This is a genomic window from Nocardioides sp. OK12, assembly GCF_024341885.1.
GTDB lineage: Bacteria > Actinomycetota > Actinomycetes > Propionibacteriales > Nocardioidaceae > Nocardioides > Nocardioides marinisabuli.
Genome location: NZ_BNET01000001.1, coordinates 744,529 through 760,564 on the forward strand (window position 1 = coordinate 744,529; position 16,036 = coordinate 760,564).

The 16,036-nt window shown below is 74.5% G+C and carries 20 protein-coding genes and 1 other RNA gene; 13 read left to right on the forward strand and 8 right to left on the reverse strand.

Annotated features, from left to right (window positions below; all coding sequences use genetic code 11):
• Nucleotides 1-7: 7 nt before the first annotated feature.
• Nucleotides 8-673 (reverse strand): LON peptidase substrate-binding domain-containing protein, encoded by a 666-nt coding sequence (locus OCU29_RS03645; RefSeq protein WP_261818814.1) that lies wholly within the window; start codon nt 671-673, stop codon nt 8-10.
• A gap of 93 nt (nt 674-766) precedes the next feature.
• Here OCU29_RS03645 and hisD point away from each other — a divergent pair, with 93 nt between their 5' ends.
• The 8 genes from hisD to OCU29_RS03685 are packed head-to-tail and all read left to right on the forward strand — an operon-like array spanning nt 767 to nt 7,212.
• The gene (hisD, locus tag OCU29_RS03650; protein WP_179616132.1) at nt 767-2,083 is read left to right on the forward strand and encodes a histidinol dehydrogenase; all 1,317 of its coding nucleotides are present in this window, start codon (nt 767-769) and stop codon (nt 2,081-2,083) included.
• Nucleotides 2,084-2,092: 9 nt separating this feature from the next.
• A complete protein-coding gene (locus OCU29_RS03655) occupies nt 2,093-3,253 on the forward strand; it encodes a histidinol-phosphate transaminase (protein WP_261818815.1) in 1,161 nt (386 codons plus the stop codon).
• A complete protein-coding gene (gene hisB / locus OCU29_RS03660) occupies nt 3,250-3,858 on the forward strand; it encodes an imidazoleglycerol-phosphate dehydratase HisB (RefSeq protein WP_179616134.1) in 609 nt (202 codons plus the stop codon). Before OCU29_RS03655 ends, hisB begins: the two co-directional genes overlap by 4 nt.
• Entirely contained in the window at nt 3,855-4,514 is a 660-nt protein-coding gene (hisH, locus tag OCU29_RS03665; protein ID WP_179616135.1) for an imidazole glycerol phosphate synthase subunit HisH, read from the forward strand. Before hisB ends, hisH begins: the two co-directional genes overlap by 4 nt.
• Before the next feature lie 25 nt (nt 4,515-4,539).
• The gene (locus tag OCU29_RS03670; RefSeq protein WP_261818816.1) at nt 4,540-4,875 is read left to right on the forward strand and encodes a hypothetical protein; all 336 of its coding nucleotides are present in this window, start codon (nt 4,540-4,542) and stop codon (nt 4,873-4,875) included.
• 25 nt (nt 4,876-4,900) lie between these two features.
• Nucleotides 4,901-5,635 carry a bifunctional 1-(5-phosphoribosyl)-5-((5-phosphoribosylamino)methylideneamino)imidazole-4-carboxamide isomerase/phosphoribosylanthranilate isomerase PriA gene (priA, locus tag OCU29_RS03675; protein ID WP_261818817.1) on the forward strand — a complete coding sequence of 245 codons (735 nt, stop codon included), beginning with the start codon at nt 4,901-4,903 and terminating at the stop codon, nt 5,633-5,635.
• Complete coding sequence (gene hisF / locus OCU29_RS03680; RefSeq protein WP_179616138.1) at nt 5,632-6,393, forward strand: imidazole glycerol phosphate synthase subunit HisF; 762 nt, start codon at nt 5,632-5,634, stop codon at nt 6,391-6,393. The genes priA and hisF overlap by 4 nt, the downstream gene beginning before the upstream one ends.
• Before the next feature lie 45 nt (nt 6,394-6,438).
• The gene (locus OCU29_RS03685; protein WP_261818818.1) at nt 6,439-7,212 is read left to right on the forward strand and encodes a hypothetical protein; all 774 of its coding nucleotides are present in this window, start codon (nt 6,439-6,441) and stop codon (nt 7,210-7,212) included.
• Here OCU29_RS03685 and yaaA read toward each other — a convergent pair.
• Complete coding sequence (gene yaaA / locus OCU29_RS03690) at nt 7,199-7,978, reverse strand: peroxide stress protein YaaA (protein ID WP_261818819.1); 780 nt, start codon at nt 7,976-7,978, stop codon at nt 7,199-7,201. The genes OCU29_RS03685 and yaaA overlap by 14 nt on opposite strands.
• A 21-nt stretch (nt 7,979-7,999) precedes the next feature.
• Between yaaA and OCU29_RS03695 the strand changes: the two genes are divergently transcribed.
• Nucleotides 8,000-9,460, forward strand: a complete 1,461-nt coding sequence (locus tag OCU29_RS03695; protein ID WP_179616141.1) for an RNB domain-containing ribonuclease — start codon at nt 8,000-8,002, stop codon at nt 9,458-9,460.
• A 136-nt stretch (nt 9,461-9,596) separates the two neighbouring features.
• Here OCU29_RS03695 and OCU29_RS03700 read toward each other — a convergent pair whose 3' ends face one another.
• Nucleotides 9,597-9,737 (reverse strand): hypothetical protein, encoded by a 141-nt coding sequence (locus OCU29_RS03700; RefSeq protein ID WP_261818820.1) that lies wholly within the window; start codon nt 9,735-9,737, stop codon nt 9,597-9,599.
• 204 nt (nt 9,738-9,941) lie between these two features.
• Between OCU29_RS03700 and OCU29_RS03705 the strand changes: the two genes are divergently transcribed.
• Complete coding sequence (locus OCU29_RS03705) at nt 9,942-11,063, forward strand: pentapeptide repeat-containing protein (RefSeq protein WP_261818821.1); 1,122 nt, start codon at nt 9,942-9,944, stop codon at nt 11,061-11,063.
• Between the two features lie 19 nt (nt 11,064-11,082).
• Here the strand turns inward: OCU29_RS03705 and OCU29_RS03710 are convergent, their stop codons facing one another.
• Together OCU29_RS03710 and OCU29_RS03715 are read right to left on the reverse strand one after the other, a co-directional pair.
• Nucleotides 11,083-11,538: an NUDIX domain-containing protein gene (locus tag OCU29_RS03710; RefSeq protein ID WP_261818822.1), complete on the reverse strand. Its 456-nt coding sequence runs from the start codon at nt 11,536-11,538 to the stop codon at nt 11,083-11,085.
• A gap of 4 nt (nt 11,539-11,542) precedes the next feature.
• Nucleotides 11,543-11,953, reverse strand: a complete 411-nt coding sequence (locus tag OCU29_RS03715) for a hypothetical protein (RefSeq protein ID WP_261818823.1) — start codon at nt 11,951-11,953, stop codon at nt 11,543-11,545.
• Nucleotides 11,954-12,119: 166 nt separating this feature from the next.
• Here OCU29_RS03715 and OCU29_RS03720 point away from each other — a divergent pair, with 166 nt between their 5' ends.
• A complete protein-coding gene (locus tag OCU29_RS03720; RefSeq protein WP_261818824.1) occupies nt 12,120-12,563 on the forward strand; it encodes a pyridoxamine 5'-phosphate oxidase family protein in 444 nt (147 codons plus the stop codon).
• Nucleotides 12,556-12,741: a hypothetical protein gene (locus OCU29_RS03725; RefSeq protein WP_261818825.1), complete on the forward strand. Its 186-nt coding sequence runs from the start codon at nt 12,556-12,558 to the stop codon at nt 12,739-12,741. Before OCU29_RS03720 ends, OCU29_RS03725 begins: the two co-directional genes overlap by 8 nt.
• Nucleotides 12,742-12,765: 24 nt before the next feature.
• On the opposite strand, the gene OCU29_RS03730 is transcribed toward OCU29_RS03725, so the two are convergent.
• From OCU29_RS03730 to rnpB, 3 genes are all read right to left on the reverse strand, one after another.
• Nucleotides 12,766-14,160, reverse strand: coding sequence for a CBS domain-containing protein (locus OCU29_RS03730; RefSeq protein ID WP_261818826.1), 1,395 nt, complete (start codon nt 14,158-14,160; stop codon nt 12,766-12,768).
• On the reverse strand, nt 14,147-15,016 hold the full coding sequence (locus OCU29_RS03735; RefSeq protein ID WP_261818827.1) for a universal stress protein: 870 nt from the start codon (nt 15,014-15,016) through the stop codon (nt 14,147-14,149). The genes OCU29_RS03730 and OCU29_RS03735 overlap by 14 nt, the downstream gene beginning before the upstream one ends.
• 147 nt (nt 15,017-15,163) lie before the next feature.
• An RNA gene (gene rnpB, locus OCU29_RS03740) (RNase P RNA component class A) lies at nt 15,164-15,562 on the reverse strand.
• Between the two features lie 53 nt (nt 15,563-15,615).
• Between rnpB and OCU29_RS03745 the strand changes: the two genes are divergently transcribed.
• Nucleotides 15,616-16,035 (forward strand): tetratricopeptide repeat protein, encoded by a 420-nt coding sequence (locus OCU29_RS03745; protein ID WP_261818828.1) that lies wholly within the window; start codon nt 15,616-15,618, stop codon nt 16,033-16,035.
• Nucleotide 16,036 lies beyond the last annotated feature (1 nt).

A 16,036-nucleotide genomic window follows, 5' to 3' on the forward strand; every position in this document is an offset into this window, starting at 1 on the left:
AGCCGGCCTAGTTGGGCGACCAGCGCGTGCGCGCCACGTCGGTCGCCGGCAGCGAGGGGATGACGTTCATCGCCCGCAGCTCGGTCTGCAGCAGGTCGGTGACCAGCAGCAGCCGCTCGGTGGTGTCGTCGGCCTCGAGCAGCGCCTGCCGCTCGGGCATCGGCAGCGGCGCGCAGGCCGCCAGCGTCCACGACAGGTACGTCGGGTCGCGGGGCAGCGCGCCGGAGTAGGGGTCGGCGCGCAGCTCGGCCAGCGCGGCACGGTAGGCGGTGAAGACGCCGCGGGCGCGCTCGACGACGTGGTCCTCGACGACCCCCTCGGGCTCGGGCCGGTCCTCGACGTGGCCGACGGGGAAGAGGCCGGTGGTGTCGAGGCGCTCCAGGGCGATGCGCTCGAGGCCGACGGCGACGCAGGAGAAGGTGCCGTCGTCGTGCGGCTCCACCTCGGTGAGCAGCACCTTGACCCCGATCCGGTAGAGCGACTGGGCCCCGTGGTCGCCCACCTCGTAGCCCTCGCGGATGCCGACGGTGCCGAAGAGCCGCTGGGTGGGGTCCTCCACGCGCAGCAGGTGGTGCACCAGCGCGCGGTAGCGGTCCTCGAAGACGGTGAGCGGCACGCTGACGCCCGGGAACAGCACCGAGCCCAGCGGGAACATCGGCAACGTGTCGCTCACACCCCCAACCTAGCGGTGGGGCGGCGAGGCGTGTGCTGTCCACCACCCGCTGCCGGCTGGGTGCGCGGGCCCGGCGCTCGTAGACTCGAGGGCATGATCCGCCGCATCGACCTGCGCAGCGCCGCCACCGGCCGCTCGGCCACCGAGCCGTTCGACTACCGCACGGCCCTGCCCCGCGCCGACTTCGACATCGAGGCGGCGGTCCCGGCGGTGCATGCGATCACCGAGGCGGTGCGCACCCGCGGCCTGGAGGCGATCCAGGAGATGTCGGCGAAGTTCGACGGCGTGGAGCGCGAGGACGTGCGCGTGGCCCCCGAGGCGATGCGCCGCGCCCTCGAGGAGCTCGACCCGGCCATCCGTGCCGGGCTCGAGGAGTCGATCGAGCGCCTGCGCCGCACCTGCGAGAACGAGCTCGAGCGCGACGCGGTGACCGACCTGGGCCCCGGCGCCCGCGTGACGCACCGCAAGGTGCCGATCGACCGGGTCGGGCTCTACGTGCCCGGCGGCCTCGCGCCGCTGGTCTCCAGCGTGCTGATGAACGTGGTGCCCGCCCAGACCGCCGGCGTGCGCTCGCTGGCGCTGGCCTCCCCGCCGCAGAAGGACTTCGGCGGCGAGGTGCACCCCACGATCCTCGCGGCCTGCGCGATGCTCGGCGTCGAGGAGGTGTACGCCGTCGGCGGCGCCCAGGCGATCGCGATGTTCGCCTACGGGGTCGGCCCCTGCGAGCGCGTCGACATGGTGACCGGCCCGGGCAACATCTACGTCGTCACCGCCAAGCGGCTGCTCAAGGGCGTCGTGGGCATCGACTCCGAGGCCGGCCCCACCGAGATCGCGATCCTGGCCGACGAGACCGCGGAGGCGGCGTACGTCGCGGCCGACCTGATCAGCCAGGCCGAGCACGACCCGCTGGCCGCCAGCGTGCTGGTGACCACGTCGGAGAGCCTGGCCGACGAGGTCGACGCCGAGCTCGACAAGCAGGTCTCGGTGACCAAGCACGTCGAGCGCATCCGCACCAGCCTCACCGGCCGCCAGTCGGGCACCGTGCTGGTCGACGACCTCGAGCAGGGGCTCGAGGTGGTCAACGCCTACGCCGCCGAGCACCTCGAGATCCACACCGCCGACGCCGCGGGCGACGCCGCCCGGGTGCGCAACGCGGGCGCGATCTTCGTGGGTCCGCACGCCCCGGTGAGCCTGGGCGACTACTGCGCCGGCTCCAACCACGTGCTGCCCAGCGGCGGCTGCGCCTGCCACTCCTCGGGCCTGTCGGTGCGCGCGTTCACCAAGTCGGTGCACGTCGTGGACTACTCGCGCGAGGGCCTGGCCGACGTGGCCGACCACGTGGTCACGCTCGCCGAGGCCGAGGACCTGCCCGGTCACGGCGCCGCCGTGCGCGTGCGCTTCGAGCGGTAGGGCGGCGACATGGTCTTCCCCCCGCTCCGCGAGGAGCTGCAGGGGCTGGCGCCGTACGGCGCGCCCCAGGTCTCCCTCGAGCGCGCCCCGGTGCAGCTCAACACCAACGAGAACCCCTACGGCCCGTCGCCGGCCTGCGCCGACGACGTCGCCGAGTCGGTGCGCCGCGCCGCGACGACGCTGAACCGCTACCCCGACCGCGAGCACGTCGAGCTGCGCGCGGCCCTGGCGGCGTACCTCACGCGCGACACCGAGCCGACCCGCGGGTTCGCGATCGACCCGGCGCAGGTGTGGGCGGCCAACGGCTCCAACGAGGTGATGCTGCAGCTGCTGCAGGCCTTCGGGGGCCCGGGGCGGCGCGCGCTGAGCTTCGCGCCGACGTACTCGATGTACCCCGAGTACGCCCGCGACACCTCGACCGAGTGGGTGCAGGGGCGCCGCGAGGACGACTTCACCCTCGACCTCGACGCGGCCCGCGCGCTGGTGCTCGAGCAGCGACCGAGCGTCATCCTGCTGCCCAGCCCCAACAACCCCACCGGCACCGCCCTGGCGCCCGAGGCGGTGGGCGTGCTCTGCGAGGCCGCGGCCTCCTACGAGCCGTGCGGGCTGGTGGTCATCGACGAGGCGTACGGCGAGTTCCGGCGCGCCGGCACCCCGAGCGCGCTCGAGCTGCTGCCCGAGCACCGCAACCTCGTGGTGACCCGCACGATGAGCAAGGCGTTCGCGCTGGCCGGGGCCCGGCTGGGCTACCTGGCCGCCGACCCGGCGATCTGCGACGCGATCCGGGTGGTGCGCCTGCCCTACCACCTCTCCGCGGTGACGCAGGCGGTCGCGCTGGCCGCGCTGCGCCACGCCCCCGAGCTGCTCGGCAAGGTCGATGACCTGCGCGTCGAGCGCGACCGCACCGTCGAGTCGCTGCGCGCCAAGGGCCTCACGGTCGCCGACAGCGACGCCAACTTCGTGCTGTTCGGCACCTTCGCCGACCGGCACGACACCTGGCAGCGGCTGCTCGACCGGGGCGTGCTGGTGCGCGAGACCGGCCCGGAGGGGTGGCTGCGCGTCTCCGTCGGCACCCCGGAGGAGATGATGGCCTTCGACACCGCCCTGGACGACGTGCTGGCCCACGAGCCGGCCCCGGGGACCCGCAACGAGGAAGTGAGCACGCGATGAGCCGCACCGCACGCATCGAGCGCCGGACCAGCGAGTCCAAGGTGCTCGTCGAGGTCGACCTCGACGGGTCGGGCCGCCACGACATCTCCACCGGCGTCGGCTTCTACGACCACATGCTCACCGCCTTCGCGCGCCACGCGCTGGTCGACCTGACCGTGCAGGTCGACGGCGACGTGCACATCGACGCCCACCACACCGTCGAGGACGCCGCGATCGCGCTGGGCCAGGCGCTGCGCGAGGCGCTGGGCGACAAGGTCGGCGTACGCCGCTTCGGTGACGCGACCGTGCCGCTCGACGAGGCGCTGGTCCAGGCCGTCGTCGACGTGTCGGGCCGGCCCTACTGCGTGCACACCGGCGAGCCGGAGGGCCAGCAGTACGTCTCGCTCGGCGGCAGCGGGGTGGGCTACCTCGGGTCGCTGACCCGCCACGTCTTCGAGACGATCGCCTTCCACGCCCACCTCGCGCTGCACGTGCGGGTGCTGGCCGGCCGCGAGCCGCACCACATCGTGGAGACGCAGTTCAAGGCGTTCGCCCGGGCCTTCCGCGACGCGGTCGCGATCGACCCGCGCGAGAGCGGCATCCCCTCGACGAAGGGCGCGCTGTGAGCGATCGCCCGACGGTGGCGGTCCTCGACTACGGCTCGGGCAACCTGCGCTCGGTGGTGCGCGCCGTCGAGCGCGCCGGCGCCGAGGTCGAGCTGACCTCCGACTTCGACACCTGCCTGGCCGCCGACGGCCTGCTGGTGCCCGGGGTGGGGGCGTACGCCGCCTGCATGGCCGGCCTGCGCGAGGTCAAGGGCGAGCGGATCATCGGTCGCCGGCTGGCCGGTGGCCGTCCGGTGCTGGGAATCTGCGTGGGCATGCAGGTGCTCTTCGAGCGCGGCATCGAGCACGGCGTCGAGACCGAGGGCTGCGACGAGTGGCCCGGGCTGGTCGAGCGGCTGCAGGCGCCGGTGGTGCCGCACATGGGCTGGAACACCGTCGAGGCGCCCGAGGGCTCTGCGATGTTCGCGGGCGTGGAGGGGGAGCGGTTCTACTTCGTGCACTCCTACGGCGTGCGCGACTGGAGCCTGGTCACCAACGACCGCACCCGTGCGCCCCTGGTCACCTGGGCCGAGACCGGCCCCGCGGACGCCGGCGGCGACCGGTTCGTGGCCGCGGTCGAGAACGGTCCGCTGTGGGCCACCCAGTTCCACCCCGAGAAGTCGGGCGACGCCGGCGCGGCGCTGCTGCGCAACTGGGTCGCCACGCTGCGGCGCTGAGCCCACCGACCGGAGACGAGCGAGGATGAGCAAGGAGCGGGCGCGCCGGCGCGAGGAGCGGCTGCGCGAGCAGGCGGTGCTGACCGCGGCGCGCGCGGCCGAGGCCGAGCGCCGCGAGCGGCGGGCGGCGCGCCGCCGGGCGCTGGCCTCCTGGCTGCCCGAGCGCTCCTCGCGCACCGGTCGTCCCTCGGGCGTCATCGCCGAGCGCGAGCGCCGCCAGCGCACCACCACCGTGGTGCTGCTCGTGGTCCTCAACGTCCTGGTCGCGCTGCTCACCGACGGCTGGGCCTGGCCCGCCCTCTCGCTCGTCGTCTCCGCCCTGGCCGCCCCCGTCCTGCACACCCTGCTGTTCCGCCGCTGAGGCGGCCCCACCACCGGAAGGTCCCATGAGCGACTACCTGCAGCTCCTCCCCGCCGTCGACATCACCGAGGGGCGCGCCGTCCAGCTCGCCCAGGGCGTCGCCGGCTCCGAGCGCGTGTACGGCGACCCGGTCGCCGCCGCGCGCCGCTGGCAGGACGCGGGGGCCGAGTGGCTGCACCTGGTCGACCTCGACGCGGCCTTCGGTCGCGGCACCAACCGCGAGCTGCAGGCCGAGATCGTCGGCGCCCTCGACATCGACGTCGAGATGTCGGGCGGCATCCGCGACGACGAGTCGCTGGCCGCCGCGCTGGCCACCGGCTGCCGCCGCGTCAACATCGGCACCGCCGCGCTGGAGCAGCCGGAGTGGTGCGCGAAGGTGATCGCCGAGCACGGCGACCGGATCGCGATCGGTCTCGACGTGCGCGGGCGCACCCTCGCGGCCCGCGGCTGGACCCGCGACGGCGGCGACCTCTACGACGTCCTGGCCCGCCTGGACGGCGAGGGCTGCGCGCGCTACGTGGTCACCGACGTCAACAAGGACGGGATGCTCCAGGGCCCCAACCTGCAGCTGCTGCGCGACGTCTGCGCGGTCACCGACCGCCCGGTCATCGCCTCGGGCGGGGTCACCGAGCTCGCCGACATCGAGGCGCTGATGGCGCTGGTCCCCGAGGGCGTCGAGGGCGCGATCGCCGGCACCGCGCTCTACGAGGGCCGCTTCACCCTCGAAGACGCGCTGGCCCTCACCAAGGGCGCCTCGTGAGCCTCGCGGTCCGCGTCATCCCCTGCCTCGACGTCGACGGCGGCCGGGTGGTCAAGGGCGTGAACTTCGAGGGCCTGCGCGACGCCGGCGACCCCGTCGAGCTGGCCAAGCTCTACGACGCCGAGGGCGCCGACGAGCTGACCTTCCTCGACATCTCCGCCTCCCACGAGGGCCGCGCGACCACGATGGAGATCGTCTCGGCGACCGCCGAGCAGGTCTTCATCCCGCTCACCGTGGGCGGTGGCGTCCGTTCGGTCGCCGACGTCGACCGGCTGCTGCGCGCGGGCGCCGACAAGATCGCGGTCAACACCGCCGCGATCCGCCGCCCCGAGCTGGTCGCCGAGATCGCCGACCGCTTCGGCAACCAGGTGCTGGTGCTCTCGGTCGACGCCCGGCGCGCCGCCGGCACCGACTCCGGCTTCGAGGTCACCACCCACGGTGGCCGCACCTCCTCCGGTCTCGACGCCGTCGAGTGGTCCCACCGGGCGGCCGGTCTGGGGGCGGGGGAGATCCTGCTCAACGCCATGGACGCCGACGGCACCCGCGACGGCTTCGACCTCGAGCTGATCGAGGCGGTGCGCCGCGAGGTCACCATCCCGGTGATCGCCTCGGGCGGGGCCGGGGCGCCCGAGCACTTCGCGCCCGCGGTCGACGCCGGCGCCGACGCCGTGCTGGCCGCCTCGGTCTTCCACTTCGGCACCCTGACCGTGGGCCAGGTCAAGGACGCGCTGGCGCAGGGCGGCCACCCGGTCCGCTGAGCGGGTTCCGCGCACACGTACTCGGGGTACGGCATGATGGACGCCGTGACCGACGACACCACCCCCGACGGGGACGGCAGCACGCCGCCCTGGGGCTGGTCGGCGGTCCGTGAGCGCCCCACCGGGGAGCAGCCCCAGCGGGTGCTGCCCTCCGCGGTCGGCGCCGAGATGACCGCGGGCCTCGGGCCCCCGGTGGTGCCCGGCCCCGCGCCCGGCGTCGAGGGCGCCGCGGTGCGTCGCGACCGGCGTACGACGTGGGGCCTGCGGGTCGCCGGGCTGGCGTTCCTCGCGCTCGCCGGGGGTGGCCTGCTCAGCACCGACATCGGGGCCGGGCTGCGTGACGACGTGCTCGCCCAGCTGCCCGACCTGCTGGTGCCCGGGTCGGGCTCCGAGCCCGACGAGCCGACGGACGGCCCCGAGGCGGAGCCCGCGCCCGCGGAGGCCGCCGACGCGCCGCAGCCGCAGCCGGCCGCGGTGGTGCCGGGCACGCTGCTGACGCCCTCGGTGCCCTCGTCCGGCCCGTCGACCGACCCGGGCGCCGAGGGGCCCGGGACGCCCGACCCGCCGGTCGACCCGCCCACCGAGCCGCCGGTCGACCCGGGGCCGCCGTCGCCGCCGCCGACCCGGCCCGGCACCGTCTCGAGCCTGCTCGACCCGGTCGTGTCGGGTGTGGCCGGCCTGGCCGACGACGTGACAGGTGGCACGACCAACCCGGTGATGGACGTCGTGGTGCCGGCGACCGACGGCATCACCGACGTGCTCGACGGGGTGGTCGACCCGGTGCTCGACCTGCTGGGCGGCGTGGCTACAGGTCGCTGACGACCACGTCGAGCTGGGTGCCCCGCGGGCCGGGCTCGCCGACCTCGGTGTGCCAGCCCAGGTCGCGCAGCGCCTCGGCCAGCCGGGCGGGGGTGCGCGGGTGGCCGCCGTCCTCGAGCAGCGCACGCACCAACCGGCCCTTGGTGGCCTTGTTGAAGTGGCTGACGACCTTGCGGGTGCCGCCGACCTCGTGCAGCACCCGCACCGTGGCCACGCGCGCGGCCAGGTCGGGCGTGGGCCGCCAGAAGGCGGCGTACGTGCTGGAGCGCAGGTCGACCAGGAGGCCGCCCCCCAGCGCGTCGGTGACGGCCTCGCCGAGCACCTCGCGCCAGGCGCCCGCGACCGGGCCCAGGCCGGGCAGGGTGGTGCCGCCGGAGAGCCGGTAGGCGGGGATGCGGTCGCCGGGGCGCACCAGGCCGAAGACGCTGGAGGTCACCGCCAGGCGGGCGGTGGCACGGCGCCGTGCGGCGGGGCTGAGGGTCGTCACGTCGAGCGCGTCGTAGACCACGCCGGCGTACACCGCGTCGGCGCGGGCCGTGGGGTTGGTGCGCAGCCCCCGGTCGAGGTCGACCAGGTCGAGCTGGGTGCTGCCGACGTCGAGGACCCGCGCGGCCTCCTGCGGGTCGCCGGAGCACAGGTCGACCAGGGCGTCGAGCACCCGCTCGCGGGTCGGGGTGAGCGTGGGGAACGACAAGGTGGCCAGGTCGAGCGGCTTGCCGCGGCGGGGAGCGGTCTTGCCCTCGCTGGGGGGCAGCAGGATCAGCATGGTGGTCGTTATGGTGCCTGCATGCCCAGCAACCGCGTGCTCCGGGTCCGTTCCCACGACGACGGCGTCGCCGCGCACCGCCTGCGCGACGGTGTCGAGCGACTGCGCGAGGAGCTGGGGGTCACCCCCGACTTCCCGCCCGAGGTCGAGGAGGCCGCGGCGCGCGCGGCCGCGGCGCCCCGCCTGCCCGACCTCGACCGCACCGACCTGCCGATGCTGACCATCGACCCCGAGGGCGCGCGCGACCTCGACCAGGCGATGCACATCGAGCGCGACGGCGACGGGTACGTCGTGCACTACGCCATCGCCGACGTGGCCGCCTTCGTCACCGCCGGCGACCCGGTCGACCTCGAGGCCAACCGGCGCGGCGAGACGCTCTACGCCCCGGACTCGAAGGTGCCGCTGCACCCGCCGGTGCTCAGCGAGGACGCCGCCTCGCTGCTGGCCGGGCAGGTCCGGCCCGCCCTGCTGTGGACCATCCGGCTCGACGCCGAGGGGGAGGGCACCGACGTCACCGTCGAGCGGGCGCTGGTGCGCTCCACCGCCCAGCTGACCTACGAGCAGGCGCAGGCCGCCCTCGACGACGGGTCCGCGCCCGAGACCCTCCGGCTGCTGGCCGAGGTGGGGCCGCTGCGCCTGCTCCGCGAGGCCGCCCGCGGCGGGGTGTCGCTGCCGCTGCCCGAGCAGGAGGTCGACGTCGAGGGCGAGCACTGGCGCCTGACCTTCCGCGAGCGCCTGCCGATGGAGGACTGGAACGCCCAGATCTCGCTGCTCACCGGCTACGGCGCCGCCGACCTGATGGTCTACGCCCGCGTCGGGCTGCTGCGCACGCTGCCGCCCGCCGACCCGCGCGACGTGCAGCGGCTGCACCGCACCGCCCGCGCGCTGGGCATCGAGTGGCCCGCCGAGATGCTCTACCCCGACTTCATCCGCACCCTCGACCCGCGCGTGCCCGCCCACGCCGCGATGGTCGACGCCAGCACCCGACTGCTGCGCGGCAGCGGGTACGTCGGCTTCGACGGCGAGCTGCCCGAGCAGCCGCTGCACGCGGCCCTGGCCGCCGAGTACGCCCACGTCACCGCGCCCCTGCGCCGCCTCGGCGACCGCTACGCCGGCGAGATCTGCCTGGCCCTGTGCGCCGGCACCGAGGTCCCCGGCTGGGTGCTCGAGGCGCTGCCCGGGCTGCCCGAGACCCTGCGCGAGTCCGCGCGGCGCGCGGGTGCGTACGAGCGCGGGGTGCTCGACCTGGTCGAGGCCGGTGTCCTCGAGGACCGCGTCGGTGAGGAGTTCGCCGGGGTCGTCGTCGACGTTGACGAGAAGGAGCCGACCCGCGGCTCCGTGGTCGTGCAGTCGCCCGCCGTCGAGGGCCGGCTCACCAGCGACGGTGCCGAGCTGCCCCTGGGCACCGACGTGCGCGTGCGGCTGGTCGTGGCCGACGTACAGGCCCGGAAGGTGGCGTTCGAGCTGGTCGCGGAGGCCTGAGCGCCGCCTGCCCGGTCGTGGTCCGGGTCGTGGCCCGGGTCGTGGGTTGGGTCGTGGCCTGTGGACGCGGTATGGCGCGTCCGTGGGCACACGACCCGGACCACGACTCCGCCCACGACCCGGACCACGACCCCCTTCAGCCCGGGTGGTCCGCGAAGTCGCGCAGCGCGCGCCCGGGGTCGGCCCAGGCGGCGCGGAAGCCGGCGTGCAGCGGCAGGTCGTCGACCTCGTCGACCGGCACCCACCGGTGCCCGTCGGACTCCGCCAGGTCGCGCACGGCGAGGTCGCATTGCGCAGGCCAGCAGCGTCTCGTCGCGGCGCAGACCGCGCTCGCGGGCGCTGTATGAGCCTGAGACTGGGACTGGGAGCCCAGATCGACAGGCAATTCTAAGAAGACCCCTCCGGGTCAAACGTGGCTCTGAGATTCTGACGCTTCTTCAGGAGCGTCCGCGGCGGCGCCTCGACACTAAGCGAGACATCTATGAGTGCACGGATCAAGCGAGCACATTCGACCGTCAGCTACTGGCAGACGCTCAAGGCCCGTCAACCTGAGGCTGTCAGCTCGGCAGTCGTGTGGGTCGTTGGCATCGTCCTTCTCGTCGTCGGAATAACCCGGTTAGCCCACGAGGAGCAAGCCCTACTGTTGGTTGGTCCGGCAGTGTTCCTGCTGGAAGTGTCGACTACTTGGCGTAACCGAATACGCTTCGGCGGCCCGCAACCGGCAGACGTCTTGCGGCTGGTGACGCACACAACCTTCTGGTTAACGCTTCTCGCTGGGATGATCATCTTGGCGAGTGGCCACGTGCCGTTCTTGGGCGAGCGCCTGGCAACCACGCCGGGGCAAAACGTGGCCACGGACCTTGGGAACGCACTGCTCGGCGGACTTATCGTTTCTGCCGTCCTCATTGTTATGCAACTCGCTCAGCAGCGCCGAGACGAGCATTCGGCATCGGAACTACGGCGACAGAGCGAACGCTCGACGATGCTGCTGATCCTCGGGCTAGAGCGTGATCTGTCGCGGGTTGATCTGTCGGACCTAGACCTGTCTTGGTTCTCTCTGCGGGGACGTGACCTCTCGGGGTCTCGTTCCCGTCGATGTTGCCTGTTCCGGTCCAATCTCGAACAATGCGATTTCACGAAAGGCGAGCTCAATGACGCCGATCTGACCAACGCCTTCTTGCGTGGGGCGGTCCTTCGAGGAGCGCACTTGCACCGAGCCACCCTTGACCATGCCCGTATGCAGGAAGTCGACCTTGTCGATGCCGAGCTCTTCGGAGTCTCAGCTGTTGGCGCTTCTTTTCGCAATGCCAACCTGCGCGGGGCTGATCTTCGCTCGGCTGATCTTCGCGACGCAGACTTGCAACACGCGGATCTGCGGAATGCGGCGCACGATCGACGCACGCTCTTCCCCGCGGGCTTCGACCCGGCCAAGGCGGGGATGGTCCGCGATGATGAAGTGCCGAGATCGGACATGCTGACCCCAACGGGCAACGCGGTCTGCGGGGCTGACCATGAGGCAGACCGTCGGGCTTGGGCCAGGCAACAAGCCGTGGCTGCGGCAGAATTCGAACGTCGACTCGAAGACCGCGTCGCTGGTTCGTAGGGCGTCGTCACGGTAAGTGTCACAGACTCCGCGATGACGCCGCGAAGTCGCGCAGCGCGCGCCCGGGGTCGGCCCAGGCGGCGCGGAAGCCGGCGTGCAGCGGCAGGTCGTCGACCTCGTCGACCGGCACCCACCGGTGCCCGTCGGACTCCGCCCGGTCGCGCACGGCGAGGTCGCGCGGGGCACGGGCCAGCAGCGTCTCGTAGCTCCACCCGCCGCAGGTGGCGACGTACGACCCGGTGACCCTGACGACGGCGGGGTCGATGCCGAGCTCCTCCTCGGCCTCGCGCAGCGCCGCCGTCTCGGCCGACTCGCCCCGCTCACGGGCGCCGCCGGGGATCGACCAGGTGCCGCCCTGGTGGGCCCACCGGGCGCGCAGCTGCAGGAGCACCGCGCCGTCGGCCGCGACCAGCAGGCCGGCCGCGCCGCGCGGGCCCCAGTGGTGGTGGCCCCGCGCGCACCTGGCCCAGCTCATGGGTTCATCGTGCCGGGTGGGCGGTGAGCTCCTGGGCGAGCCGGTCGGGGTCGGCGACGGTGAGCGTCACCCCGGGGTGCACGATCCGGCCGGTCGGGTCGATGCCCCTGACCGGGGTGTCGAGCTCGAGGCACACGGCGGCCTCGCCGTTGGTGGCGAAGGTGACGCCCTTGTCGCTGAACGACAGGTGCGGGGGACCGACGGTCTTGAGGTAGGCGAAGCCACCGCTGCGCTGCACGCCGGTGATGTTGGCGACCGGGGTGCGCAGCCGCCACAGCCCGAAGCGCACCCGCAGCTCCGGTGCCGCGGCCTCCGGGTCGTCGAGCTCGACCCACGCGGTGCGCGGGGTGATCCCGAGGGCCAGCGCGGGCAGCCGGTACGTCGGGGCGAAGGCGAACTCGTGTCGGGTGACCATGTGGCCATCCCACCAGCCGGCGGCCCCCTGGCCCACGCCCGGGCGGGGGAGCGGGCGGGACCTTGGCCCGGACCCGACGGGACGTGCGCCCCTGGTGGGTCGCGTCGACCCGGCGCTACACCTGGGAGGACGGCCCGAGGGGGCACGCGAGCGACGGGAGAGCCCGATGACGGACACCACGGGTGCCTGGGAGGACGCAGACGAGCCCGTCACCGAGCTGACGGAGCAGGAGTGCTGGGACCTGGTCGCCGACGAGCGGTTCGGCCGGCTGGCCTACCGCCTGGTCGACGAGGTGCACCTGGTGCCGGTCAACCACGTCGTCGACGACGGCGTGCTCCTCTTCCGCACCGCCGCGGGCGGCAAGCTGCTCGCGGCCGCCCTGCACTCCGAGGTGGCCTTCGAGGTCGACCGTGTCGAGGACCGGGTCGCCCGGTCGGTGGTGGTGCACGGCCGTCTGCAGCGGGTGCCGGAGGACGAGGCGCACCGCGCCGACGAGCTGGGGCTGTGGTCCTGGGTCCCGACCCTCAAGTACGACGTGGTGCGGCTGGAGCCCGCTGTGGTCAGCGGCCGTCGCCTGCGCCTTGAGCGGACCGCGGCCCGGCATGGCTGAGGACCGGGGCGGCGCGGCGGGCGGCGGCGGGGCCCTCTACGGGCTGGGCGTCCTCGGTGCCTGGGTCTACTTCTGGCAGGACGCGCGCGACGGGTTCTGGTGGCACGTCCTGGCCGTGCTGGAGGGCCTCGTGTGGCCGGCGTTCATGGTCTTCGAGGCCTTCTCCGCCCTGGACTGAGGACGCCCGGCAGGCCGGCCCGCCTCAGCGCAGCAGCACGTCGCCGAGCGCGCGCCGGGGGCTGGGCGGAAGCGGGTCGCGGGAGGTCTCCTGCCACCCGACCCGGACCAGCAGCTGGGGGTGCAGGGAGGTGGCCAGCACCTCGTGCCGGAGCGCGTGCCGGGTCTGCGGGGCCTCCACGACGTGGCTGAGGGGGACCAGCGACAGCAGCTCGCTGGTGGCGCTCAACCACAGCCTGCTCAGGGCCTCGCCCGTGACCAGGTGGTCGAGCGGCTCGTCGGCGGGGGTGGCCAGCACCAGGACCCCGTCGGCCCGCTCGATGCCGCCCGGGTCGAGCACCGGCTCGTCGTCGAAGCGCGTCGCGGGGCCCTCGAGCGCCTCCTCGGGCACCCCGTCGGCACCGCCGCGACCGGTCCAGGCGCGCTGCTCCCCCCACCGGGCGGGGTCGCCGGCCAGGCCCGCCCGCGCCTCCTCGACCAGCTCCTCCAGCCGGTGCCGCTGGTGGGGGTCGGTGACGGCGGCGACGGTGCAGCCCTGGCGGGAGGCGAGTGACGCCAGGTGGTCCAGGCGCTGCTCGGGCACCGGCCACGAGGTGAAGCGGCGGCGGTCGGTGACGCGGGCCGCGACCGCCTCCAGGTCGCGGGCGCTGTCCTCCAGGTCCCGGCGGTGGGCCTCCTCGCTCCGGCCCTGACCCTCCGGGTCGGCGGCACCCAGGACGACCCGGGCCAGCAGCGTCGAGCGCGGGCCCTCGGGCAGGCGGGTCACGGTGCAGGTGCGTCCCTGCCCCCGGGCCGCCACCTGCAGGTGGTGCAGGGCGGCGCCGCAGCTGATCAGCATGTTGCGCCCGTCGGGGTCGGAGGCGGGCAGCAGCCGCGAGGGGTCGGCGTACAGCTCGACGAAGGGGCCGTCGACGCGCCAGAGCCACGGCTGGGTGTTGTGCACGCTCGGGGCGCGGCAGGCCGTCTCGAGCAGGCGCCGCTCGTGAGGGGCGAGCCCGGCATGCTCCGTCGACTGCGCCGTCGGTTGCGCCGTCGACAGGCTGCGTACGACGTCGCTGCGGCTCACCACCCCGACGAGCAGGCCGTCGGGGTCCACGACCGGCAGGATCGGCACGGACACCGAGGTCAGCAGGTCCACGGCCGTGGCCAGGTCGGTCTCGGGCCCGACGCTGGCCCGCAGCGGCTCCATGACGTCGGCGACCAGGGCGGGCGCCCCGCCGGCGCCCGTGGGCCGGTCGGTGTGCGGCACCCGCCCGCGGATCACGTCGGCCTCGCTGAGCAGGCCCTCGAGCCGGCCGGCGTCGTCGACGACCGGCAGCGCGGTGATGCCGTGCTCTACGAGCACCCGCAGGGCCTCGGTGACGGCCACGTCGCCCCGGGTGGTCACGGGTGGGATGGTCATGAGCTCAGCGACGTGCATGGTCGGCTCCTTCGTCGATCGGTCCGGGGCGGGCGAGCAGCACGGGGCAGGCCGCCCACGGCAGCACCGCCCGCGCCACGGGACCCAGGTAGGTCGCGTGCTCGCCGTGCCGCCGGCGCCGGCCCAGCACGAGCAGGTCGGCCGTGGCCGCCGCCTCGAGCAGCTGCGAGGCGGGGTGGCCGGAGGTCACGTCGACCTCGACGTCGCAGGCGTCCCCGCCGGCCTGGTCGAGCGCTGCCAGCGCCCGGCGCCGCAGGACGTCGTCGCTCTCCGTGGGGTCGGGGGCCAGCGACCCGGGCCGGCACACCAGCACCCGCAGCGCGGCGCGCTGCAGGCGGGCCCGGCGTACCGCCTCGGTGAGGGCCCGGTGGTCGTGCCCGTCCGGGGTCAGGCCCACGTCCACCACGCCGTGGCTCGACGAGGTCCACGACGGGGGCACCACGCAGACCGGGAGGTCGAGGCGCCCGGCCAGCTGCGCCGAGACCGAGCTGGTGGAGTGCCACGAGGTGCTGCTGCGCCGCCCGGTCACCACGAGGCGGGCGTCGTGGCACGCCTCGGGCAGGGCCGCGCCGGGGTCGCCCACGACCTGCTGCTCCTCGATGCCCACCCGGTCACCGACCTCGTCGCGGCAGGCGGCCGCCGCGAGGCGCAGCGCCTCGCGGCCCTGCGCGAGGGCCGGGTCGTGCGGCGCCACGTGCAGCAGCCGCACGGTGGCGCCGGTGCGAGCGGCCTCCCGGGCGCCCCACCGGGCGGCGGAGCCGGGGTCGGAGCCGCCGACGGCCACCACGACGCCGGCGCCGGTCGTGGCGTCCGGCCGGACCGGGGAGCTCGTGGGGGAGCCCGAGGGCGAGTTCATCCACCCAGGGTGCCGCGCCGGCGACGGGCGCCGGCAGGGCCCGAGGTCTGCGCGCGGAGGGACGGAGGTCCTGAGCCGCCCGGGTCGTGGTCCGCTCGCCGAGCCGGCCGGTTCGAACGGGCCGGCTCGGTGTGCACGGCCCGGGTGCGGACGGGCTGGCCTGTAGGCCGGGTTCTGTCCCCGGGCCTCTCGGACCGGGGGGCGACCATCCATCTAGGCCCACCGTTGCCGGTGGGCTCCAGCGGTCTACCCGCGTGCTCGGGCGGGCCGCCCTCGAACGCACGCGCGCCACCACGAGTGGTGGCTTCTTGACCTTGCTCCAGGTGGGGTTTGCCTAGCCGTCCGGGTCGCCCCGGACGCTGGTGGTCTCTTACTCCACCGTTTCACCCTTGCCCCGCCCGGCCGGAGCCGGTCGTGGCGGTCTGTTCTCTGTGGCACTGTCCCGCAGGTTGCCCCGGGTGGGTGTTACCCACCACCTCGCCCTGTGGAGCCCGGACCTTCCTCGGCGCACCTCGAGAGGTACGACGCGGTCGCCCGGCCAGCCCGTCCGCGTGACCAGGGTAGCGGAACACCGCGCTTGCCCGGCTTGTTGCACCACCATGAGCGAGGAGTCCCCGATCCAGGCCCCGCCGCTGCTCTTCCCCGGGCAGTGGGCGCCCGAGTCCGCCTACCGCACCGCCTACGACCTGCTGGCCCGCAACGCCCCGTCGCAGGCGCTCGACGTCCTCGAGCCGGCGCTGGAGCGCGAGCCCGGCAACCGCGGGCTGCGCTCGCTGCGCGCCTGGGCCTTCCTGGCCCGCGCCCAGCTGCAGCGCGCCGAGGACGACCTGCGCCTGCTGGTCGAGGAGCGCCCGGACGACGTGTGGGCCTGCCACGCGCTCGGGCGCAGCCTGGAGCGCCAGAGCCGGTACGCCGAGGCGCTGGGCTTCCTGCGCCTGGCCGCGGTGATGAGCGACGACTACGACCACCAGGCCGACGTGCTGCGCGTGCAGCGCCGCCTGGCCGACAGCCGGCACTGAG

What these genes read in the sequence shown, in the direction of transcription:
- OCU29_RS03745 (WP_261818828.1), top strand. Translation starts at nt 15,616, where the DNA reads ATGAGCGAGGAGTCCCCGATCCAGGCCCCGCCGCTGCTCTTCCCCGGG.
- OCU29_RS03695 (WP_179616141.1), top strand. Translation starts at nt 8,000, where the DNA reads ATGCCCAGCAACCGCGTGCTCCGGGTCCGTTCCCACGACGACGGCGTC.
- hisD (WP_179616132.1), top strand. Translation starts at nt 767, where the DNA reads ATGATCCGCCGCATCGACCTGCGCAGCGCCGCCACCGGCCGCTCGGCC.
- OCU29_RS03715 (WP_261818823.1), bottom strand. Translation starts at nt 11,953, where the DNA reads ATGGTCACCCGACACGAGTTCGCCTTCGCCCCGACGTACCGGCTGCCC.
- OCU29_RS03720 (WP_261818824.1), top strand. Translation starts at nt 12,120, where the DNA reads ATGACGGACACCACGGGTGCCTGGGAGGACGCAGACGAGCCCGTCACC.
- OCU29_RS03710 (WP_261818822.1), bottom strand. Translation starts at nt 11,538, where the DNA reads ATGAGCTGGGCCAGGTGCGCGCGGGGCCACCACCACTGGGGCCCGCGC.
- OCU29_RS03655 (WP_261818815.1), top strand. Translation starts at nt 2,093, where the DNA reads ATGGTCTTCCCCCCGCTCCGCGAGGAGCTGCAGGGGCTGGCGCCGTAC.
- yaaA (WP_261818819.1), bottom strand. Translation starts at nt 7,978, where the DNA reads ATGCTGATCCTGCTGCCCCCCAGCGAGGGCAAGACCGCTCCCCGCCGC.
- OCU29_RS03735 (WP_261818827.1), bottom strand. Translation starts at nt 15,016, where the DNA reads ATGAACTCGCCCTCGGGCTCCCCCACGAGCTCCCCGGTCCGGCCGGAC.
- OCU29_RS03670 (WP_261818816.1), top strand. Translation starts at nt 4,540, where the DNA reads ATGAGCAAGGAGCGGGCGCGCCGGCGCGAGGAGCGGCTGCGCGAGCAG.
- OCU29_RS03705 (WP_261818821.1), top strand. Translation starts at nt 9,942, where the DNA reads ATGAGTGCACGGATCAAGCGAGCACATTCGACCGTCAGCTACTGGCAG.
- hisB (WP_179616134.1), top strand. Translation starts at nt 3,250, where the DNA reads ATGAGCCGCACCGCACGCATCGAGCGCCGGACCAGCGAGTCCAAGGTG.
- priA (WP_261818817.1), top strand. Translation starts at nt 4,901, where the DNA reads ATGAGCGACTACCTGCAGCTCCTCCCCGCCGTCGACATCACCGAGGGG.
- OCU29_RS03725 (WP_261818825.1), top strand. Translation starts at nt 12,556, where the DNA reads ATGGCTGAGGACCGGGGCGGCGCGGCGGGCGGCGGCGGGGCCCTCTAC.
- OCU29_RS03730 (WP_261818826.1), bottom strand. Translation starts at nt 14,160, where the DNA reads ATGCACGTCGCTGAGCTCATGACCATCCCACCCGTGACCACCCGGGGC.